The organism is Streptomyces sp. NPDC090025, assembly GCF_044748125.1.
GTDB lineage: Bacteria > Actinomycetota > Actinomycetes > Streptomycetales > Streptomycetaceae > Streptomyces.
This window is the reverse complement of sequence record NZ_JBIVFL010000005.1, coordinates 83,769-105,082: the sequence shown is the minus strand read 5'-3', so window position 1 is coordinate 105,082 and position 21,314 is coordinate 83,769. Positions and strand designations below refer to the sequence as shown.

Annotated in this window: 20 protein-coding genes; 3 read left to right on the top strand and 17 right to left on the bottom strand. The window is 73.5% G+C overall.

All coding sequences use genetic code 11. From position 1 onward, the window contains the following. Positions 1 to 100: 100 nt before the first annotated feature. The 3 genes from bla (at position 101) to ACIPXM_RS15015 (ending at position 3,340) form a co-directional block, all read left to right on the top strand. Entirely contained in the window at positions 101 to 1,021 is a 921-nt protein-coding gene (bla, locus tag ACIPXM_RS15025; RefSeq protein WP_401655314.1) for a class A beta-lactamase, read from the top strand. Between the two features lie 182 nt (positions 1,022 to 1,203). After that, the gene (locus ACIPXM_RS15020; protein WP_401655313.1) at positions 1,204 to 1,797 is read left to right on the top strand and encodes a hypothetical protein; all 594 of its coding nucleotides are present in this window, start codon (positions 1,204 to 1,206) and stop codon (positions 1,795 to 1,797) included. 121 nt (positions 1,798 to 1,918) lie between these two features. Next, entirely contained in the window at positions 1,919 to 3,340 is a 1,422-nt protein-coding gene (locus ACIPXM_RS15015) for a hypothetical protein (protein WP_401655312.1), read from the top strand. On the opposite strand, the gene ACIPXM_RS15010 is transcribed toward ACIPXM_RS15015, so the two are convergent. The 17 genes from ACIPXM_RS15010 to ACIPXM_RS14930 form a co-directional block, all read right to left on the bottom strand. Then, a complete protein-coding gene (locus ACIPXM_RS15010; protein ID WP_401655311.1) occupies positions 3,320 to 3,628 on the bottom strand; it encodes a hypothetical protein in 309 nt (102 codons plus the stop codon). The genes ACIPXM_RS15015 and ACIPXM_RS15010 overlap by 21 nt on opposite strands. After that, positions 3,625 to 5,622, bottom strand: a complete 1,998-nt coding sequence (locus tag ACIPXM_RS15005) for a hypothetical protein (protein ID WP_401655310.1) — start codon at positions 5,620 to 5,622, stop codon at positions 3,625 to 3,627. Before ACIPXM_RS15005 ends, ACIPXM_RS15010 begins: the two co-directional genes overlap by 4 nt. 47 nt (positions 5,623 to 5,669) lie before the next feature. Continuing rightward, the gene (locus tag ACIPXM_RS15000; protein ID WP_401655309.1) at positions 5,670 to 7,370 is read right to left on the bottom strand and encodes a hypothetical protein; all 1,701 of its coding nucleotides are present in this window, start codon (positions 7,368 to 7,370) and stop codon (positions 5,670 to 5,672) included. Between the two features lie 96 nt (positions 7,371 to 7,466). After that, positions 7,467 to 9,677, bottom strand: coding sequence for a baseplate J/gp47 family protein (locus ACIPXM_RS14995; RefSeq protein ID WP_401655308.1), 2,211 nt, complete (start codon positions 9,675 to 9,677; stop codon positions 7,467 to 7,469). Then, complete coding sequence (locus ACIPXM_RS14990; RefSeq protein ID WP_401655307.1) at positions 9,674 to 10,075, bottom strand: GPW/gp25 family protein; 402 nt, start codon at positions 10,073 to 10,075, stop codon at positions 9,674 to 9,676. The genes ACIPXM_RS14995 and ACIPXM_RS14990 overlap by 4 nt, the downstream gene beginning before the upstream one ends. Beyond that, positions 10,072 to 10,458 carry a hypothetical protein gene (locus ACIPXM_RS14985; protein WP_401655306.1) on the bottom strand — a complete coding sequence of 129 codons (387 nt, stop codon included), beginning with the start codon at positions 10,456 to 10,458 and terminating at the stop codon, positions 10,072 to 10,074. Before ACIPXM_RS14985 ends, ACIPXM_RS14990 begins: the two co-directional genes overlap by 4 nt. Before the next feature lie 150 nt (positions 10,459 to 10,608). Beyond that, positions 10,609 to 12,264, bottom strand: a complete 1,656-nt coding sequence (locus tag ACIPXM_RS14980; RefSeq protein ID WP_401655305.1) for a phage baseplate assembly protein V — start codon at positions 12,262 to 12,264, stop codon at positions 10,609 to 10,611. Continuing rightward, on the bottom strand, positions 12,261 to 12,998 hold the full coding sequence (locus ACIPXM_RS14975; protein WP_401655304.1) for a hypothetical protein: 738 nt from the start codon (positions 12,996 to 12,998) through the stop codon (positions 12,261 to 12,263). Before ACIPXM_RS14975 ends, ACIPXM_RS14980 begins: the two co-directional genes overlap by 4 nt. Position 12,999: 1 nt before the next feature. Next, complete coding sequence (locus ACIPXM_RS14970; protein ID WP_401655303.1) at positions 13,000 to 14,091, bottom strand: DUF4157 domain-containing protein; 1,092 nt, start codon at positions 14,089 to 14,091, stop codon at positions 13,000 to 13,002. Continuing rightward, positions 14,088 to 14,243: a DUF6760 family protein gene (locus tag ACIPXM_RS14965; protein ID WP_401655302.1), complete on the bottom strand. Its 156-nt coding sequence runs from the start codon at positions 14,241 to 14,243 to the stop codon at positions 14,088 to 14,090. Before ACIPXM_RS14965 ends, ACIPXM_RS14970 begins: the two co-directional genes overlap by 4 nt. Then, positions 14,240 to 14,602 (bottom strand): hypothetical protein, encoded by a 363-nt coding sequence (locus ACIPXM_RS14960; protein WP_401655301.1) that lies wholly within the window; start codon positions 14,600 to 14,602, stop codon positions 14,240 to 14,242. Before ACIPXM_RS14960 ends, ACIPXM_RS14965 begins: the two co-directional genes overlap by 4 nt. A 7-nt stretch (positions 14,603 to 14,609) precedes the next feature. Next, a complete protein-coding gene (locus ACIPXM_RS14955) occupies positions 14,610 to 15,050 on the bottom strand; it encodes a phage tail protein (protein WP_401655300.1) in 441 nt (146 codons plus the stop codon). A gap of 13 nt (positions 15,051 to 15,063) precedes the next feature. Next, positions 15,064 to 16,215 carry a phage tail sheath family protein gene (locus ACIPXM_RS14950; protein ID WP_401655299.1) on the bottom strand — a complete coding sequence of 384 codons (1,152 nt, stop codon included), beginning with the start codon at positions 16,213 to 16,215 and terminating at the stop codon, positions 15,064 to 15,066. Between the two features lie 84 nt (positions 16,216 to 16,299). Next, entirely contained in the window at positions 16,300 to 17,127 is an 828-nt protein-coding gene (locus ACIPXM_RS14945) for a Pvc16 family protein (RefSeq protein ID WP_401655298.1), read from the bottom strand. 21 nt (positions 17,128 to 17,148) lie between these two features. After that, positions 17,149 to 19,317 (bottom strand): AAA family ATPase, encoded by a 2,169-nt coding sequence (locus tag ACIPXM_RS14940; protein ID WP_401655297.1) that lies wholly within the window; start codon positions 19,315 to 19,317, stop codon positions 17,149 to 17,151. Between the two features lie 189 nt (positions 19,318 to 19,506). Then, the gene (locus ACIPXM_RS14935; protein WP_401655296.1) at positions 19,507 to 20,391 is read right to left on the bottom strand and encodes a lipase family alpha/beta hydrolase; all 885 of its coding nucleotides are present in this window, start codon (positions 20,389 to 20,391) and stop codon (positions 19,507 to 19,509) included. Positions 20,392 to 20,569: 178 nt separating this feature from the next. Further along, positions 20,570 to 21,247 carry a TetR/AcrR family transcriptional regulator gene (locus ACIPXM_RS14930; RefSeq protein ID WP_401655295.1) on the bottom strand — a complete coding sequence of 226 codons (678 nt, stop codon included), beginning with the start codon at positions 21,245 to 21,247 and terminating at the stop codon, positions 20,570 to 20,572. Positions 21,248 to 21,314 lie beyond the last annotated feature (67 nt).

The window sequence follows — 21,314 nt, the reverse complement described above, 5'->3', positions numbered from 1 at the left end:
GCGCGGCCCGCACCACCCCACAAGCAACACAGCAAGCCGACAAGCCGACAAGCCGACACATCAGCAAGCAAGCAAGCAAGCAAGGAACGGAACGTCTCTGATGACCCTCGACCGTCGAGCCTCCCTCATGGCGCTCACCGGCCTGGCCGCCGTCCCGCTCCTCGGGTGCGCCACCTCCACCTCCCGTACCCCGACCGCCACCCGCAGCACCCCCACCTCCCCGCCCACCGGCCCCGGCGCACGCCCGAACCCCGCCTTAGCGGAACTGGAGACCCGCTTCGGCGCCCGGCTCGGGGTCCACGCCGTCGACACCGGCAGCGGGCGGGTGGTGGCGCACCGGGCCGACGAGCGGTTCGCGTTCGCGTCGACGTACAAGGCGCTGGCGGCGGGAGCGGTGCTGCGGCGGAACTCGCTCGCGGGGCTCGGGCGGATCATCCGCTACCGCCGCGAGGACCTGGTCGCCCACTCGCCGGTCACCGAGCGGCACGTCGACACCGGGATGAGCCTGCGCGCGCTGTGCGACGCGGCCGTCCGGTACAGCGACAACACCGCGGGGAACCTGATCGTGGACTCCCTCGGCGGGCCCCGGGGGTTCCAGGCCGAGCTCGCCAAGATCGGCGACCGCACCACCCGCGCGGACCGGTACGAGACCGAGCTCAACGAGGCCGTGCCGGGCGACCCGCGCGACACCAGCACGCCCAGGGCGCTCGCCACCTCGCTCCGCGCGTACGGCCTCGGCGACGCGCTCGGCACCGACGAGCGCGCGGTCCTCGTCGACTGGCTCCGGCGCAACACCACCGGCGACGCCACCATCAGGGCCGGGCTCCCGAAGACCTGGCGGGTGGGGGACAAGACGGGCACCGCCAGTTACGGCACCCGGAACGACATCGCCATCGCCTGGCCCCCGAAGGCCCCGCCCGTCGTCATGGCGATCCTCACCACCCACGCGGCGAAGGACGCCACGCCCGACGACCGGCTCGTCGCCGAGGCCGCCCGGGCCGTCGCCGAGCAGCTCGCCTAGCGGACGCGAGCGGGACGCCGAGCGGGGCACTGAGCGACGGATTCGGATGGTCAAAGTCCGGTCATTCCGGTCGTATTGACGACCCTGGCCGCCGATGGGACTCTCATCGGCGGCATCGGCGCATTCGGCCGCCGATGATCTCCAAGGAATGCTCCAAGGAGAGCTCGAAGGAGAGGTTCCCCGTGGCCTTACCCGAAGGGTCCGAGAGGGCGTCAGCCGCATCGGACCGACGGACCTTCCTCACCCGCTCACTCGGCGTCGCGGCCGGAGTCACCGGCACCGTGGTGACCGCCGCCGCGTTCGCCGCACCGGCGTCCGCCACCTCCACCGGATCCAACCGAATCCAGTCGACGCAGGACGCGTGGCGCTTCTGCACCAAGTGCTACACCCTCTACTACTGGGGCTATCCCACCGACGGCGTCTGCCCGGCCGGTGGCGCCCACAGCGCGCAGGGCTTCAACTTCATCCTGCCGTACGACGTCCCCGAGACCCCCAACCAGCAGCGCAACTGGCGCTTCTGCACCAAGTGCTTCTCCATGTACTTCTGGGGCTATCCGACGGACGGTGTCTGTCCGGCGGGCGGCGCCCACACCGCACAGGGCTTCAACTTCTGTCTCCCGCACGACATCTCGGAGACGTCGACCCGACAGGCCAACTGGCGGTTCTGCACCAAGTGCTTCGTGATGTTCTACTACGGCTACCCGACGAACGGCCGCTGCGCGGCGGGCAACGCCCACAGCGCCCAGGGCTACAACTTCGTCCTCTCGCACTACTGAGCCCACGGCACCGCCTCACCGGTCCCGGGAGCCCCGTCCTCCCGGGACCACCCGCCCACCCGTCAGCCGTTCGGGTGAAGCGCCCTAGGCAGCGGCCGACCCCGGCCGGGACCATGGCCGGGTGGCTGGAGTCAAGGAAGCAGAGCGACGTGAGAAGGCCCCGCAGCCGGTACGGAACGCAGGGGCCGCGGACCGGGTGAACGAGACGGCGGGCGGCACCGCCGGGACGCCGACGATAGGGCCCGACCAACTGGCCGAGCTGGGCGGAGTCGCGGGCAACCGGGCGGTGGAAGGCCATCTGGCCCGGGGCGGCGGCCCGCTGGGGCCCGTCCAGTCCCTCACCACCGCCTCGCTCGACGCGCGCTACCGGGCCGCGCTGGCCACGGCCCGTACCACCGGCGAGTGGGGCCGGGTCGCCGAACTGCTCAACGGCTTCAGTCCCGACGACATCAAGCTGCGCCTTTCCGCGCTGACGCCGGAGGAGATCGGCTATCTGCGCGGCGCCGCGCTCGGGCACGTGGGCGTCGGCCCCGACTCGCAGCTCGCCCGGCTGACCGCCCCGGACGGCAAGGACGGCAAGGACGGCGGTCAGGACGGCAAGACCGGCAGCACGCAGGAGTCCTCTTCCGGGGAGCGGCGGGAACTCGGCCTGGCCGCCATGACGGGCTGGCAGCGGGTGGCCCTGGCGTACGAACGCGCCAGCGTCCTGAACTCGGCCATCGCCCAGTTACGGAGCATGATCACACCCGAGGCCCTGGCCAAGGCCATCATCGCGTTCGCCGTCACCACACTGGCCCTCGCCCTCACCCCGGTCGGTTGGACCGCCGGCATCGTGCTCGGGCTGACGGCCCTCTTCCTCGCCAGTTCGGTCCTGAAGGCGACGAATCACCTGATCGGCTTCGCGGCGGCCCGCAATGCCACCACCGAACCGGAGATCGACGCCGCCGCCAAGGAGTTCGGCGACGGCGTGGCCGCCCTCGGGATCGACGCGATCATGTTCCTCGTGTTCCGGCGGGCCACCCGTGGCCTCGGCGGTCCCGGCGCCGGGGCGGCCCCGCCGCCCGGACCGCCGGCCCCCGGGATGGTGATGTTGGGCATCGGGGGCGGCGGCGAGGCCGTCGCCGTCGCCGCCGAGACCATCCCGGCGACCGTCGTCAGGGGTGCCCAACTCGGTGGGGCGGCCACCCTCGGCTACCTGGAGGCCCGGGGGCGAGGGGGTGGCGGTGGCCAGGATCCCCGGTACAAGGAGACCAATCGCGACCGGCGGAAGCAGCTCGAACCCGACCAGCGCAAGCAGCGGATCAGCGACGGCTCCAAGCTGGAGCTTGAGGACTCGCCCCAGCTGAGGGCCCGGATGCCTGCGGCGCAGCGGCGCAGGGCCTTCATGAACTGGCTGCTGAAGAACCACGAAGCCGCCTACGTCCACGAGCACGTCCGGCCCGGATCCCGGCTCATGTACCGCTTCGCCGAACAGTTCGAGGCGGAAGAGCTCGGGATCGGGCAGGACTACGACCCCGACACGTCATTCGACGGCGAGAACTGATTCCTCCGGCGGTTCCGGCTGCTCCGGCTCCTCCGCGAGCAGTTCCTGCAACACCTGAGCCGCCCCGCTGATCCGCAGCATCGTCTCGCGCAGCACCGACTCCTGCCGCAGGAGTGCCCGCAGTCGGTCCTCGCCCTCCGCGTACTCCCGCCGCAGTTCGGCGAGCCGGGCGCGCAGCCGACGCCCGGCCGGGTCGCCCCCGGCCGCACCGCCATCCCCGGCCGGGCCGTACTTCCCGGCCGGGGGCTGGGCGGCGATCGTCCGCTGGGCGGTGTCGATGGTGGTCATGACGCTTCCTCCTGGTCGGTCCGCACCGCGAAGCGGGCGACGGCCCGATCCGCCGACATCCCGTGTACGGCGGGATGCAGATAACTGTCGTATTCGTCGCCGGACTTGTCCTCCTCGACCGTGATCCGATGGGCCTCGGCCCAGGCGTCCTTCCGTACCCCGGTGACCTGCCAGCAGACCGTGACGCCGGGCCGGTCCGAGCGCACGGCGAAGGTGTTGTCGGCGATCTCGCGGACGACCGCGACCGCCGCGAGATCGCCGACCGGCGTCAGCTGGTAGCGGAAGTCGCGGTTCAGGGCGTCGAAGTAGTCCGGAAGGGTGACGGTCGCCTCGCCCGAGTCGTCCGTCACCACCGTCCCGGCGTACAGGTTCAGCATCTCGGGCGACTCGACGAACGAGTGCGAGAGATATTTCCCCGCCGGGTCGAGCGGGTGGTCGATGGTGAAGCCGCCGCCGCCCTTGCTGATGTGGCCGTCCACGTACAGATCGCCGGTGACGCTCACGATGCCCTCGAAGCGGCCCGCGAGGAATCCGCCCGAGGCGATGATCCCGGTGTTGCCCCGGGAGACGATGCCGACGTGCTGGGCGTTGACGTTGAGACCGCCCTCGTTGACGTTCATGCTCAGGCCCCAGCCGATGCCGACGCCGTACAGGCCCACCCGGTCGTTGTCGAGCATCCCGACGAAGGCGCGATGGCCCGCCTCGTTCTGGTGGAACCAGATGCCCGCCGTGTCGTCCGCGCCCTTGCGCACCCGCATCCGCCCCGACACGTCGAGCGTGTCGCCCTCGCGGCCGATGCCGACGCTCACCCGGTCGATGCCGGACCAGAGCGCGGCGTGCCCGTCGTGCGCGTACCAGACCCAGCGCTCACCGGCCCGAGGATCGTCCACCACGTCACGGACGTTCCGGTCGGCGAACGAGAAGCCGCCGCCCGGGCCGCCGCTGTGCACCTCGTTGGGGCCCTCCACGTGCAGGACCCGACGCGCCACCTGGGCGATGCCGATGCCCACGTAGCCGTCCTGCCCGACGGTGATCCGGTCCGTCCCGGCGTCCACGTCGGCGAGGTGCAGCCGCCCGTCGGCGCCCGTGTAGAGACCGTACGTGCGCAGCCCGCCCCGGTTCTCCAGCTGGAGCCCCGAGCCCCAGCCCGCACCCGAGGACGACAGCCGCAGCGCGAGATCGTTGGTGGCGCCGCGCTCGACGTGCAGACCGGCCGACGGGCTGGCGGTGCCGAGGCCGGCGTTCCCGCTGTCCGCGGCGATCTTCAGCGCGGTGCGCGCGGCTCCGCCGCCCGGCACCGCCTGGGTCATCTCGAAGTCGCCGGTGGCGGTGGCGGCCAGTTCCACCGCCACCACCTGGTCCACCCGCAGCCCTGCCGAGGTGTCGGTGGCCGTCGGGCGGCGCAGTTCGAGACGCTGGACGTGGGCGCCGACGGTGCGGCGGCTGCCGGGGGCCAGGCCGGTCACCGCGCCGCTGTCGTCGACGGTGACCCGCGCGAGCACCACCTGGGTGCCGGTGTCCGGGACGGCGCTCTCCGCCAGCAGCCGCAGCCAGGGCGTGTGCAGCAGGATGCTGGCGTCGTCCGCGCCGAGCACCTCGCGCCAGGTGATCGTGAGCAGCCGGTTCCCGGCGGGGCCGGTGGAGGCCAGGGTCACCCCGTCCTGCCCGACCGGCACCGTCGCGATGTTGTGGATGGAGGTGGGGTCCGCGTTCGGGTCGACGATCGCGAACGAGCCCTTGCCCAGGGCGACCAGCCGCCCGAGCGAGTCGAGCGCCGCGCCGGTCGCGATGGCCAGCCCGCTCTGCCCGCGCTGCGCGGTGACCCGCAGCCCGTCGGTCACGCCCCAGGTGTACAGGCTCGCCTCGCGGGCCTGCTCCAGCGGGATCAGATAGCCCTCGATGTCCCGCATGCAGTCGGCGTGACTGGTCGGATCGTTCAGCGGGGTGGGCGGATTGCTGCCCAGGTCCCAGTGCTGGGCGCGCATCAGTGCCATGTCGTACGCAACTCCTCTGAAGGGGAGGGGGAGAGGGGGAGGGATGGTCATTTCACGAGCACGGCCAGGACGTGCGCGGGCTTGTTCTGTTCGACCAGGGTGTGGATCGCGCCGATGGTCTGGTTGCGGGCCTTGGCGCGCTGCGCCGCGTCCTGCGGCAGCCGTCCGTCCGTGAAGTGCACGACGACGTCGAGCCGGTACGGCTGGAGCCGGGGCAGGTAGGTGTTCTGGCCGGTGCCGTCCGGCACGCCGTAGTCGCTGATCACGAGCCGCCCGCCGGTCGCGGTCAGCCCGGTCGGGCAGACGAACGAGCCCGGCACGGTCAGCGGAACCGGCACCGGCGGGCGCCCGCCCGCGCCGGTCGCGATCCGGTGGACCACGGCCGGTTCGGCGACCTTCAGGGTGAACGTGCTGCCGGTCGACGGCTGGAGCGGCTTGAGCCCGGCATCGAGCACGTACAGCGTCGTCCCGTCCCGGTCGAGGGCCAGTGCGGTCGGCGCGACGAGCGGATTGGCCGCGGGCAGCAGCGGGGCCTCGGTCCAACCCCCGGCCGCGCGGCTCACGGTGACCACGTTCCCGGGGAACTCCGCCGGGCCCGCCGGGCGTTGCTTCCCCCCGTCGCCGACCAGCAGCGAACCGTCCGGCCGGACCAGCAGCGACAGCGGCTCGACGACCGTGGTCAGCGTCGTCGGTGCCGTGGACAGCGGGGCGGTCTTCACCGTGAGCACCTTGGCCGCCGCCGTCGACGGCGGCGGCACCCCCCGGTCCAGGACCAGCAGATCGCCGTTGGTGTCGACCGCCATGGCCACCGGGTACAGCGCGGTGCCCGAGGTGCCGATGGTGCCGAGCTGGGTGAGGGGCGCGGTGTACGGGGCGTCCGCCGTGTAGAGCCGCCCGGACCTGTCCAGGGCGTACAGGGTCTCCGGCCGGCCGTCGTGCGCCGGGCTGACGGCGACGGCGACCACCCGGGTCAGCGCGGTGGCCCCCGCCGCGAGGGCCAGCGGGGTCGGCCGGGGCGGCGCGCCGGTCATCGCGTACCCGCCGTTGGCGTCGAGGTGCCAGACCCGGCTGGGCAGCACCGGGGTGACCCCGTCGGGGGTGCCCGCGTCGCCCAGGAACAGACTGCCGTCCCCGGCCGCCGCCACACAGGTGGGCCGCATCAGGCCCTCCGCCCACAGCCGGTCGCCGGGCGCGAGGACCGGGCCCTGGGTGACCAGGGCCGTGACCTGGCTGCCCCGCTCCGTCGTGCCGGGCGTCAGGGTGAGCACCCGGCTGCCGTCGTCCAGGGCGATCCGGGGCCGGGTGCTGCCCACCGTGTACAGGTCGAGCAGGGTGTTCAGGCCGCCCCGCAGCCCCCGCATCCCGTAGGTGCGGGCGATCTCGGAGGTGACCTTGCGCCGCTGGTACGCGTCCCACAGGTGCTGGCCGTCGAGGGTCGGGAACTCCAGGGCCACCCAGGACGCCAGCCAGGGCAGGAACTCCTCCGGCGTCCGCCAGGGGTCGAACAGCAGCTCCAGGGAGGCGATCCGGTCGGCGATCGCCGGATGGGTGTGGTCGCCGTGGGGGACGGCGACGTCGTCAGCGATCCCGGTGAGGATCTTCTCGAAGATGCGCAGCGCCGCGCCGAGCGAGAAGCCGCTCGGCTCCGGCGCCCGCTCCCAGAGCACCGGCGGGAGGTGGCGCAGATAGCTGCTCAGCTCCGGTGGAGCCGGTGATGCCGCCGGTGCGGCCGGTGGAAGGGTGGTCATCGGGTCGTGCGCTCCCTCTCATGGGCCATGTCCAGGTGCTCTGTTCGAGTTGCGGGTGCGAGGCCCCCGAGGCCCGCGGTCAGGCCCCGTCGGCCGTCACGCCTCGGTGACCACCGGCTGCCCGATCTCGTGCGCCGACTCGTCCGCCGCGCAGACCAGTTCATAGTCCGCGAGCTGCACCGAGGCCCCGAACGGGCTGAGCCGCGCGGGCCGTTCGCGGTCCTGGTCGTAGTTGTCCGGGGTGCCGCCCGGGTTGAGCGGCGGCAGGTGGTAGTACGGGATCCCCGGCCGTACCGCCAGGGAAGCGAGGTAGCCGATCTCCTCGGCGGGGCGCACCGCGTGGAACAGCTCCGAGGTCAGCACGTGCTGTCCGACCCGCCAGCCGGTGCCCTGCGGACCGCCGTGCACCGGATGCAGATAGGCGCCGATCCGGGCGAGGAGGTCCTTCCGCACCTGGGCCGCGTCCACCCCCGCGTCGACGGCCTGCTTCCACACCACCAGGTCCGCCTTGACGGCGATCGGCAGATAGCGCGGTCCGTGCACCTCGAGACGGGCCGTGAGGTCACGGCGCGGGTCCAGCCGGGCGCGGACCGCGCGCAGGGTGTCGGGGGTCGGCTCGGGGCGCGGGGTGCCGGGACCCTGGTCGGGGACGACGATCACATGGACGCTGCCCGGGGCGCGGACGATCCCCGCGAAGCTCCACGGGTCGCCCGTCCTCCACGCGGGCGGGGTCAGCACGCTGTCGGCGGTCTGCAGACGTGGCCCGAGGCAGCGGCTGATCCGGATGCCCGGTGTCTCCAGGGCCAGGAACTCGTAGTCGTCGACGGTGACCGCCCGGTCGCGGATCTTGAGCTGCTCGGGCGCCCGGCGCAGCGTCTCCTCGACCGCCTCCTCGTCGACCCCGTCGACCCCCGGGCCAGGGTTGGTCACCCGGGTGATGCCGACCGGCGTCGAACCGTCCGGCAGCGTGCCGAGGACGGTGACCTGGTCGGGGGCGACATTGCCGCCCGCCGCCGCCCCCACATGGCGGTAGCGCAGCGCCCGTACCGGACTGCCCTGCGGCGGCACGGTGCCGTGGCCGCGCCCGGTGCGCTCGTCATGGTCGCCGAACCGCACCTCGCCGGTCACCGGGTCGGCGCGGTACACCTCACCGGGCCCGTCCGGGAGTTCCCGTACGGACGTCCAGGTCCGCCAGTCCGGCGGGTCGCCCGCCCCGACCTGCACCACGAGTCCGCCCAGCGGGTCGGCGCCGGCCGCCGGGCCGCCGTACAGCGGGCGTTCGCGCAGCGCGAAGGTCTGCAGCGGTTCGCCGGTGCTGATGCCGAGGAGTTCGGGGGACCGGACGGTGGGCGCCGAGTGCGCCTGCGCCGCGTTGAACAGCAGCCGGTCGAGGCCCGCGGTGAGCGGCGCCGTGGAGGTGTTGGCGATCCGCAGGCCGAGCCACCAGCGCGGCTCGGTGGCCGCCCGCCCGGGAACGCGCGGGGTGACGCCGGTCCAGGCGGCGCCGGTCTGCCCGGGCGGGTTCGTCGGGCGCTGCGCGGCCCAGTCCGCGGGCGGCGTGAGCCGTACGGTCCCGTCGTGCCGCAGCGACTCCGTGCCGTCCACCGCCCCCGGCACGGCGGGCCAGCCGGTCGGCGCGAGGGCACCCTGTCCGTACACCCAGGTCAGCGTCGCCGGGGCGGGGCTCACCTCGGGCAGCGGCTGGTGCAGCCTGAGCCGCAGCAGCAGCTCCGCGCTCGTCGCCCGGTCGAAGCCCAGGCACAGCTGGAGTGTCTGGCCGGGCGGCACGGTGAGGTCCCGGCGGCCGGTCGGCGGACCCACCACGGTCTCGGTGACCACGTCGTACGCGGCGGAGGCGGTGCCCGACGGGTACGGGCCGACCAGCACCGCGTCGCGCAGGTTCACCGGCAGCACGGTCAGGGCCTCGTCGGTCTCGAACACGACCGGCTGCTCGCCCTCCCGCGCGGCGGTCTGCGCCTGCGTGCCCGCGGGCAGCGCGACCGGACCCGTGCCGGAGGTGAAGGTGAGGAAGGTACGGGCCGGGGTGGCGGGGTCGCGGGTGATGCCGAGCAGGTTCACGAACGCCAGATAGTGCTTGTCCGGCACCCGGTTGAGCCGGTACACGACCCCCTCGGCCAGCCACGCGAACAGCTCGATGAGGGTGATGCCGATGTCGCTGGGGTTGTGGTCGGTCCAGCCCGGCGCGTACCGGGGGATCAGGGCCCGCATCTCGTCGACGAGGTCCTGCCAGGTGCGGTCGTCCAGATTGGGCGGGAGGATGCGGCCCCGCTCCGAGGGGTAGGTCATCGTGGCTGCTCCAGGGCGAACGGGTGGTCGAGACGGTGGAGTTCTCCGGTGGAGCGCAGCCGGTACGCGATGCCGATCAGGAGCAGCCCGCCGACGAGGTCGTTGTCCACGGTCACCTCGACCAGCTCGATCCGCGGCTCCCACTCCCGCAGGCCCACCTCCACGTGGTAGCGGGCGAGGTTGGCGGTGGCCGCGTTGTTCGGCGCGAACACCAGGGACTTGAGGTTGCAGCCGAAGCGCGGGCGCATGACCCGCTCGCCGTACTGGGTGCCGAGGATGATCCGGATCGACTCCTCGACCTTCCGGGGCCCCGCCGATTCGGCGAGCCCGAGGGTGCCGGGCCGGACCGGGAACGCGAGGCCGCGGCCGTGGAGTTCGGGCACCGCGTCCTGGCTCATCGCAGACCCTCCTTCGCGGCGGCCGTCAGCCGGGTCTGCGCGGCCTTCCCGAACAGCTTCTGCTGCGGGGTGACACCCTCCACCGAGCCGTCGGTGTCGCCGGCGAGCGAGCCGAGCAGCACCGGCGCGCCACCGGCCCTGAGCTTCGCCGCCTCGCCCTTCGGGGCGACCCGGGTGACGTGCTGGCACGGCTTCGGCGGCGGGCTGCCGCCCGACGGCGGCACGCACCCCGAGATGAGCGCGGACGCCGCGGTGAGGTCGGCGGCGCGCAGCACCGGCTGCCCGCCGACCTTGAGTTTCGCGTCGCTCGCCGGGGACATGGTGGGCACCTGCGGCGGATGCCCGCAGCCGATGGTGCTCCCGGTGGTCAGTACCTGCTCCATCGCCGCCCCCGCTCCGTCGCCGTGCTCGTGGCCGTACTTGTGTCCGTGTCCGTGTCCGTGCCCGTGCCCGTGGCCGTGATCGTGGTCCTGGTCCTGGACCTGGACCTGGTCGCGCGCCCGCGTGTGCTCGTCGTCGTCCCGTGGGATCCGCTATGTGACATCGACCTTGTCCGCGGTCATCGTGATCTTCGTACTGCCCCCGGCGGCCTCCAGCGTGAGCGTGCCGCCCGCCTTCACCGTGAGGTCGCCGCCCGCCTCGACGCTGATCGAGCCGTCCGTGGCGCGGAGGCTGACGCGGCTGCCGGAGCCGTCCTCGATCACCAGCGAGGACCCGTCCTCGCTGTCGTCGAAGGTGATGGTGTGCCCGGCCCGGCTGCGGATCACCCGGACCGCGTTGCGGCCGTCCGCGTTCCGTACCGGCGGGCGCTGCTCGGCCGTCCACAGCGCGCCCAGCACGTACGGCCGGGACAGATCGCCGTTCTCGAACGCCACGAGCACCTGGTCGCCGAGCTCGGGCAGTGCGTAGAACCCGGCGTCCTGGCCCGCCATCGGACGGGCGCACGGCGCCCAGCCGGTGACGAACGTCTCGGACAGCTGCGGCAGCGACACCTTCACCCGGCCGAGCGGGAGCCGCGGCGGCCGGTCGCCGAGCTCGTGGTTCTCCGCGACGACACCGACCATCACCCCGTGGAACCGCTCCTGCGCCTGCGGCGGCGGTTCCTCGGTCATCTGCTTGCGCAGCAGCCCGAGCAGACTCGACTGGCCCCGCTGGGTGATGGAGAACTCGGTGGTGAAACCGCCGCCGTCCAGCCGGTGGGTGATCTTGCGGGCCCGGTAGGTGCCGCCGAACCTGCGGCCCACGCCCCGGATCTCGACATGGTCGCCCGCCGTCAGCTCCGGCAGCCCGACGCACGACCCCCGGCCCTCGTACATGCCCTCCAGGAGCTCGGTGAGCAGCGACCGGGCGAGCAGCGCCGCGTCCAGCGGATTGCCGACGGCGGCGGCCTGCCGCGGCCGGCCCGCCTTGCGGACCAGACCCGCGAGCAGGTGCACGGCCTGGTCGCCGAGCCGCTCCATGATGTCCGGCAGGTCGAAGTCGGCGGCGAGGACCGTGCTGTGGACGGTCTGCGCCAGCTCCTGGTTGTAGTCCCGCACCACCTGGAGCCCGGCGAGCCCCGACGCGGAGATCCGCGGCGCGAACTCGATCAGACTGCGCCCCCACTCCAGGATCACGGCCGAGGTCCGGGGCCGGGGCAGATGAAAGTGCAGCCGGTCCCACTCCACGTACACGTCGAAGCCGTACTTGCGGGCCCTGGCCTTGAGGAAGGCCATGTCGCTCTCCGCCTTCGGAATGGTCTCCGGCAGGCCGGGCGTCGGGTCCACCACCGGGATCAGACCGTTCTCGGCGGCGATCTTCGCGGCCAGCAGGGCGTCGTTGACCAGCGGATACGCGGTGGGCTCGGGCTGGGTGCGGCGCATCCGGTACGACTTGTCGTAGCCCGCCACCCGGACGGTGGGCGGTCCCTCGGACGGGAACGACGGCTCGATGGCGGCGATCTCGCCGAGGAACGCGGGCCGCAGATCGTTGCCGTAGCCCAGGTGGATCTCCACGGTCCTGCCCACGTCGAGCAGCGGCGAGTCGAGCAGCGTGTTGTCGGCGTTGCGCAGCACCAGGGTGAACGACCCGGCCAGATCGAGATCGGTCTCGACGGTGAGACTGAGCATCTGGTCGGTCACGTCGGCGGCCAGCGCGACCCCGGAGATCCGGATGTCGCAGCGCGGCGCGTACGAGACGGGCTGGGTCACCTGCGGCCCCCGTCCGCGACCGGGACGACCACCGGCACCCCGACCGGCAGGCCGATCGGGTCCTCGGTGTCGTTGAGCAGGGCGATCTCGCGCCAGCGCGCCGGATCGCCGAGATAGCGGTCGGCGAGCCCGCTCAGGGTGTCCCCGGCCGCGGTGATGTGCACGGTCGCCGCACCGCCCGCCACCGCCGAGGCGCCGGGCCGGGCGGCGGGCCCGGGCCGGGTGCCGGAGTCCGCGCCGAGCAGCGCGGACACCGCGCCGGAGACCGTCGGCGAGGCGGCGAAGAGCCCGCTGCGCACCTGCACGTCGACCCGCACGTACTCCTGGAGCCGGACGGACAGGGTGCAGCGCACCGGGGTGCCGTCCGGCCCGAACATGGTGAACCGCTGGCCCGCGTCGGTCAGCACGCACTCGAAGTGGAACCGCCCGTGCAGGAACAGCAGCACCGGCGGCCCCTGGGTGAGCGGGTCCTTGTCGAGCAGCCCGGTGAGCGGCGCCGTGTACCGGCGCACGTCCTCGACCGGATCGGCGCCGTACGTGTCGAAGAACAGCTCCATCGACAGCGACCGCGCCTTGCCCCGGACGTACTGCACGGGCGGCGCGTTGAGCCCGGGGATGGCGAGCTCGGCGAAGTTGTTGCCCTGGTCGAGCTTCAGTTCCTCCGGGTTGTACATGACGGGAAACCCCTCACCCGTCGAGGTGTTCACGATCAACGCCTTGTCGAGGGACGGCACATCATCCTCCGCGTTCGAACTCGCTGCGCAGCCGGTGCATCAGATCGCGCACCAGCTCGTCGCGCAGCCGCTCAAGGCCGGGTGCTGCCCCGGCCGATGGGTGCCCGCCGCCCAGCTCGCGCCCGACCGGTGCGGCGGCGACGTGCGGCGCCCCGTGCCCGCCGCTCCCCGGCCCGGACGCCGGTGCCGGTACGACGGCCGGCGCATGGGGGTGCGGGTGCGGGACCGGGTGGCGATGGCCGCCGTCGTACGGGGCCGTCGCCGGCTCTTCGGGACCGCGCAGCGCCGCGCCCTCCCGGGCCAGCGCCCGGTCCTCCTCGTCCGCCCGCCCACCGCCGGTCGCCCGCCGCCAGTCGGCGCCGGGTGCGAGCAACGCCTCCACGTGGGTGGCCTCGTGCGCGAGCAGCGCGAAACCGCGCGGCTCACGCGGCGCGAACCGGCCCGCGCGGAAGTGCACATCGCGGCCGACCGTCACCGCGTCCGCCCGGTGCGCCCGGGCCCGGGTGTCCGCCGCCGCGTCGTCGTGCACCCGCAGCAGATCCGCGGCGGGCCCCACCACATCGCGCAGCCGGGCCCGTACGTCGTCGGGCAACGGCCGCCCCTCGACGGCGGGAGCCGCGCCGCCGAGGGGGGACAGCGGGTCCTCGCCGGGGAGGCCGAGGCCGTCGTACGGGCCGACTCCGGGACCGCCGTCGGGACCGTGGTACGGGGCTTCGCCCGGGTCGTGGTGCCGCTCCTGGTGCGGGTCCTGGTACGGCCCCGGCCCCGGCCCCGAGTCCGCGCCCGGGTACGGGGCTTCGCCCGGGAACCGTCCGGGCCGCACCTGGCCGCGCCGGGGTTCCCGGCCCGCACCGTCCGTCGGCTCCACCCGGCGGAAACGCTCCTGGAACGGCGCCGGGAGCGCCGCCGCGTGCGTGGTGAGGGAGCGCAGTGGGCCCGCCCAGGGAAAGCCGATCCGGGTCCTGGCGGCGAGCGCGCGGCCCTGCGCGTCGAGCCGGGTGCCCAGGGTGGGCCCCAGGTCCTGGCCACTGCCGGAACCGGAACCGGAACCGGGGCCTGAGCCGGTCCCGGGCGCTGCGTCGTGGTCGGTCAATGTTCCTCCGCGGTCAGCCCGTCGGCGATCTCGCGCACCCAGCGACGCCGTTGGGCGTGGTCGAGCGCCATCACCTCGGTGAGGGTCCAGTGGACGTGCCGTCCGAGGAATGCCACCTCCTGGTGAACCCGGTCCAGGGGGTAGCCCGTCATCCCCCCAGCGGCGCCACCTCCGCCAGGTGCTCGGCGCCGCAGCCGGGGCAGCGGACCAGGACCTCGGACTCGGCGAGCCCGTTGATCCGGTTGTAGAGCCGCTGGAGATGGGCGAGGTCCTCCGAGAACAGGCCCTCGATCACCTTCGGGTTGACGTCGGGGACCGTGCCGAGCCGGGTCACCACCCGGGCCAGCACGATGACGATCAGATAGGCGGGCCAGTTGCGCACCCGCGGGTCCTTCAGCGGATAGATCTCGTCCGCCGCCGTGGCCAGCCGCATCACCCCGTGCCGGTGCAGGTCCCCGGCGGCGTCCACGTACCCCTTGGGCAGCTCGAACTCGACCTCGGTCGTCAGCATCCGCCGCTCACGCCCTAGCCAGGCCCTCGTGCGCGAGCACCAGGGTGTCGATGGCGAGGTCGGTGCCCTTGGTGGAGAAGTGCGAGCCCTCCCACTTCACCGGCCATGCCTGGACGAAGTTCCAGCGGGTGACCTCGGTGCGGTTGGCCAGGTCGTACACGATGACCGAGCCGTTCTTGCGGAGCACGTTCCCGTCGATCACCAACTGCCGCCAGTCCCAGAGCTCCGTCGAGTCCGTCAGCCCCCATTTGAGAGTGATGTCGCTGAAACTCGTCCGTCCGGGGAGCTTGCGCACCGTGGTGTTGTCGCCGCCCTCCCTGGTCTCGATGACCTCCGTGGTCGAGCCGAGACCGCTGCACTCCAGGAAGCTGCCCTGGGCGATGCCCTCCAGCTCCACCAGGAAGTTGAAATTGCGGTACGGATCGACACGCTGACCTGTCTGAGGCATCCCCGGGCTCCCTTCAGCCCTCGTTCACGCGCGCGCCGTCGGCCCACAGGCCGAGGCGCACCACCACGTGCTCGGCGGGTGACGTCGGTGCCACCCCGATCTCCACGACGACCTGTCCCAGGGCCCGTACCGCGGGCGGGTTCAGCTCCTCGTCGACCTTCACGTAGAACGCCTCCCCGGCCGTCCGGCCGAACAGGGCGCCCGACTGCCAGACGCGCGTCAGGAACTCGGTGATCGACCGTTCGAGGCCCTTCCACAGCGCCGTGTTGTTCGGCTCGAACACCGCCCAGCGCAGCCCCTGGAGGAGCGAGGTCTCGATGTACGAGACGAGGCGCCGGACGTTGACGTACCGCCAGGCGGCCTGGTCGGAGAGGGTCCGGGCGCCCCACACCAGCGGCGCGCGCCCGGGGAAGCGGCGGATCGCGTTGATCCCGGCCTGGTTGAGCTTGCCGTGCTCGGCGTCGTTGACCGCGTACGCCAGGTCGAGCGCCCCGCGCACCGGCTCGTTGGCCGGGGCCTTGTGCACCCCGCGCCCGCTGTCGGTGCGGGCGATCACCCCGGCGATGTGCCCGGACGGCGGGACGGTGAGGACCGGCGAGGCCGCCCCGGTCGTCGGGTTGGTGACCTTGAGCCACGGCCAGTACAGCGCGGCGTAGGCCCCGTCGGCGGAGACCAGCGCACCGCGCTGGGCCTGCAGCGGGCTGTCCGGGGCCAGCGGCGCCGAGTCCTGGGCGCCGTCGAGGACCGCGAACCGGTCCTTCAGAGCGGCGCAGTGGTCGCGCACCAGGAGCTGGACGGCGGGGTCGACCACGCCGGGCAGGCACACCAGGCTCACGTCCGGGAACCGCGTCAACTGATTGAGGCCCGCTTCCAGGTCCGCGGCCGTGTTCCTGACCGGCACCACATAGGCGACCGAGCCGCCGTTGCCGAAGAAGCCGCGGACCGCGTGCGGCAGGAACCCCGGGTCCGCGTAGCCGCCGAACGCGTCCGTGTACGCCGTCCAGCTGGTGACCGGCACGGGCTTGCCGATGGCGGCGTCGGCGACCTGCCGGGCCGGGATGCCGATGAGCGCGGCGGCGCCCGTCCCGGCTCCCGCGATCGGCCCGGCGGGGCTGATCTCCTCGATGTGGACGCCCGGGGACTTGTCCTCGTAGCTGATGGTCACCGGCTCCTCCTTCCTTCCGTGCTGGCGTGCGGACCGGACCCCGGGGGTCGGGGTACCGGCGGTTCGGGCGGCGGCCCGGGCCCGTCATGGCTCGGGCAGGATCAGGTCGTGCACCTGGCTGTCGGCCGCGTAGCGCACCTCCCGGCGCACCTCGGGGCGGCCGGCCGGCCGGGCGAGCAGCGTGTAGGTACCGAAGTCCAGCCCGTCGAAGGCGAATCCGCCGTGCCGGTCGGTGAGGGTCTCCCGGTCCGGCGCCACCAGCGCCACCGGGACGTCCGGCACCGGCACAAGGCCCGTGCCGAGGACCAGGCCGGTCAGCGCGGGACGGCTCAGCGAGGTGGGGGCCAGGCGCAGCCCGGAGACCGCCGGCTGCTCCACGGGCTGGGTCGGCAGCCGCAGGCCGACGGTGGCGGTGAAGAAGAACGCGGGCCGGGGCGCCACCCCGAGCGCGGTCCAGAAGTCGCCGAGCCGCTGCCCCTCCTTGACCCGGGCCACCTCGGTCGTCACCGGGAACAGCGACGGCGGCATCCTCAGTTCGCCCTGCAGGAAGCGCTCCGCGACCACCGGGAAGCTCCGCAGCCACAGCAGCGCGAGACCGAGCAGCCGGTGCTCCTCCTCGGCCCGCAGTCCGCCCTCCTTGGTCGACCAGGTGGTGACCAGATAGGTGCAGTCGAGCCGCATCGGCGCCTCCCGGAACAGGAAGCCGCCCCCGGCGGTGTGCTCGCGCACCGGGGTGTCGTCGCGCAGGTCCCGGTTCTCCGCCACCTCGTGGAGGAACAGGTTCACCGTCGCCTGGTCGGGCCGGAAGTCCTTGTCCGGCGAGGTGAAACTGACCTCCGCCGACCGCACCTCGGCCGGTGCCCCGGAGTCCGCGAGGAGCGCCTTGAGCGTGGCGTCCAGGTCCTGGAACATCGCCGCCTCCTCTCCTTCGCGTCATGAGAGCTCCCGGGGCGCGGCCTGGATCCCGGGCGCGACCTTGCCCGCCTTCTCGTACTCCCGGCGGGTGGCGGCGAGCAGGTGCGCCGTCCCGATCGGGGTGCCCGCGACGGCCGCCAGGTGCGCCGCGTGCAGGGTGATGTTGCGGATGCCGCCGCCGGACACCCGGAAGCCGGTGGCGAGCGCGTCGAGGTCGATGCCGGGGGCGAGCGGCGCCCCGGGCGGCAGCGCCCGCTCCCACAGCCGGCGGCGCTCGGCCTCCTCGGGGAAGGGGAAGTCGACGACGAACTGGAGCCGCCGGATGAACGCGGGGTCGAGCTGCCCGCGCAGATTGGTGGTCAGCACGGCCAGCCCGTCGTACTGCTCCATCCGCTGGAGCAGATAGGCGATCTCGGTGTTGGCGTACCGGTCGTGCGCGTCGCGGACCTCGGTGCGCTTGCCGAACAGGGCCTCCGCCTCGTCGAAGAGGAGCACGGCGTCGGTCTCGTCGGCGGCGCTGAAGATCCGTTCCAGGTTTTTCTCGGTCTCGCCGACGTAGCGGCTGATGACGGTGGACAGGTCGACGGCGAAGAGTTCGAGCCCGAGCTCGCGGGCGATCACCTCGGCGGCCATCGTCTTGCCGGTGCCCGGCGGGCCCGCGAACAGCGCGGTGACCCCCTTGCCGTGCGGGAAGGACCGGGCGAAGCCCCAGTCGTCCATGACCGTCCGCCGGTGGGTGATGCGCTCGCACAGCTCGCGCAGCGGCGTCAGGGACGTGTCGGGGAGCACCAGGTCGTCCCAGCCGCGGGCCGGGACGACCGGGCGGGCCAGCGCGGCGAGGCCGGGGGCGCTCTGGATCCGGGCGGCGGCGAACAGCTCCGGGCGGGTCAGCCGGGCCCCGGTGCCGTCCGCCGCGGCGAGCGCGGTCACCACGGCGTCCTCGATCTGCCCGGGGCCGAGCCGGAACCGGTCGGCGACCTCGTCGACGGCGGCCCGCCCGGCGGTGGCGCCGTGCGCCGTCAGGGTCCGCTCCCACAGGCTCCGGCGCCAACCGGCGCCGCCGCGCGTGAGGGTGACCGTCCGCAGGCCGAGCGGACAGCCCGGCACCGGTGTCCACGCGCGCGTGGAGGCGAGGACGACGTCCCCGGGGTGGCGGGCGAGTGCGGTGGCGAGGGTGTGCGGGTGGGCGACGGCCTCCGGGTCCCGTACGTGGACCAGGGCGGACCGCAAGGACGCGGCCCGCAGGATCAGGGCGAGCGTCTCGGCCAGCTCGTCCGCCGCCTCGGGCAGCCGGTCGGCGGGCACCGTCAGGAGCGAGAGGCCGAGCCGGGCCGCGAGGGCGCGGGCCGCCCGGTGCCGCCCGCTGTTGCGCGGCCCGTGCAGGTGGAGCCGCAGCGGCCGGTGCAGGTCACCGTCGGTGAGCTGCCGGGCGAGCGGGGCCAGGTCCGGATGGACCGGCCGCTCGGCGTCCTCGGCCGTCGGGGTGGCGAGGCGGCAGTACGGGAGCAGCCGCCGGTCGAGGCGCGGACGGCCGAGCAGCAGGTCGGTGATCTGCTCGTCCGGCACCAGGAAGTGGGCGAGCAGCGGTGGCGCCACGGCCCCCGGGGCGGCGACCAGGCGCAGCACCCGCCGGGCGACGAGCGGGGCGTCCGCCCCGAACAGGGCACGGGCGGCGAGCCGTTCGGCGCCGGTCGCGGTCAGCAGGTCGAGCGCGAGCGCGACGGTCGGACGTCTGCGGCTGACGTCGTCCTGGAGATAGCCGAAGATCCGCTCGTACCGCAGGTCCAGCTCGGGGGCGAGGGCGAGCAGCACCATGTCGAGCTCGATGCCGGACAGCGCGTACGTCTCGGCGAGCCAGTCCCAGCCGGGCCCCTCGTCGGTGATCTCCCGCCAGGACGGCGCGCACATCGGCCCGTCGGCGGTGGGCCGGGCGAACAGCGGCTCGCCCGCCGGGGCGCCGAAGGCGCGGTCCACCTGCTCGGCGCTGAGGTAGAGCCCCCGGAAGGGATCGCCCTGGGCCTCCGTGCCCCACCGCTCCCTGGCGCCCTCGACCGCGCGGCCGAGCAGCCCGTCGAGCCGCGCGAACGCCCGGCGCAGCAGGCCGTACGCGGCGGTCGTGGGGTCGTCGGGGGCGGCACCGGCACCGGGGCCGGGCGCGGGCAGGGAGTGGGTCAGGGCTTCGGACACATGGGTTCCTCTGTGACGAGATGTCACCGAGCGTAGCCATCGGTCCGGGTGGGTCGATTCGCGTACCCCGAGTACTCGGACACAAACCCATCGATCGGGTCCGCTGGGGGTGCGGTGCCAGGAGGGGCGCGATCATCGGGCGCGGGCGCCCCGGCGCGCCCCTCCCGGAGGGGTCGGCGGACTCCGGTCTCAGATGCCGAGGGTGGTGAAGAACCGGCACCGGAGCGGCGCCGCGTGCTCGGGGTCGAGCCGGGTCAGCACGAGCTGGGCGACATGGGGGTCGACGGCGAGTCCGAGATGGCCCGCCGAGTCCAGCCCGCAGGCGTCCTGGAGCACGATGTTGGTGACGTTCGGACCGGTGAGCAGGCCGCTGGTGTACGGCGTGACCACCGTGTCGAACCGGCTGACGATCGAGGTGTACGTCGGTCCCGGCACCGCGACGGGTCCGTCGTTCAGCTTCGCGAGGAACGCGGAGCCGGGCAGGTAGTCCGAGCAGGCGGCGCAGCCGACCCCGGTGAGCAGGCCGTCCAGCTTGAGCGCGGCGGCCAGGGACGCGAGCCCGTTCAGGGTGGTGCCGCGGAAGTTGGAGCCGAAGCCGACGAAGTCGTCGACGACGGCGGCGCCGCCCAGGTACTTCAGGTAGTAGGCCGGGACGGTGGTGCCCTCGGAGTGTCCGACGATGTCGACCTTCGCCGCGCCGGTCGCCGCGCGCACCCGGTCGACGAACCGGCCGAGCTCGGCGGCGCTGTCCGCCATCGGGGCGAGCCCGCCGGCCAGACCGCCCAGGACCGTCTTGCCGTACGTCTGGGAGTACACGCAGTAACCGGCGGCGGTCAGCGTGGGCGCCAGGGTGAGGAAGTTGTCGACGCCGTTCGCGCCGAGGCCATGGACGAGGACCACCGGCTCCGGGTGCGCGGCGCTCGGCCGGCAGGACCAGTCGTTCCAGCCCGAACTCGACGACCCGGCCGAGCCGGTGGGGGACATGGCGGGGGTGGCGGCGGCCGCGGTGCCCGCCGTCGTGGTGACCAGTGCGGACAGCAGTGCGGCGGTCAGGAACGTGCGGAGCTTGCCCATGCGGCGACTCCTTGGTCGGAGGTGTTCGCGGGTGATCGCGGATGTTCGCGGGTGGGTTACCCGGAAGTAGAGCACGGGCACCCACTCGAAACAAGGCTCCTTTTCCAAAGAAAGGAGCCTGTTCCGAAGTGGGCGGACCGATGCCCGCGCGCACCTGCCGACATTCACTGATGAATCGTCAGGAAGCGGTGGACAGACCCTTGCTGATGACCCGGTAGAAACGGGCGAGGGCATCCTCGACATAGGCGCGGTCCGCCCCCGCGGGCTCCGCGTCCACCAGCCAGTCGGCGATGATGTCGAAGAACCCGCCGATCAGACCCATCGCGATCACATGGGTCCCGGCCCGGCCCGGGCCGTCGTCGGCCGCCGTCCCGAGCCGCCGCCAGACCGACTCCACGAACCCGGCCGCCCAACGCCGGTTGGCCCGCCGATGGGCCTCGGCCAGCGGGGTGACCGCCCGGCCCTCGCCGAACGTCACCCGGGCCACCCGTACATCACGGACGAACGCGTCCGCGAACGCCCGGATCAGCGCCCCGGTCACCGCGGCCTCGTCCGGCTCGTCGGCCGCCTCGGCGAGCACCAGGTCCAGCCGCGCCGCGACATCGGCCACGATCCGGTCGAGCAGCGCCAGATACAGCGCCTCCTTGCCGGTGAAGGACTCGTAGAAGCTCTTCGTGCCGACGAACGCCCGCTTGCAGACCTGCTCGATGGACGTGTCCTGGTACCCCTGCGTGGCGAACAGCTCCAGGGCCGCGTCGAGCAGGTCCGTCCGGCGCCGGGCCCGCCGCTCGTCGGCGTCGAGCCCCCGGATCCGCCGCCCCGCCGCGCCCTCGCCGTCCACCCCTGTACCGACCATCCGCCCAACATACCGCCGACCCCGGCCCGTTGATCGGCGGACCGGGGCCGGGCGGCCGAGCCGCCGG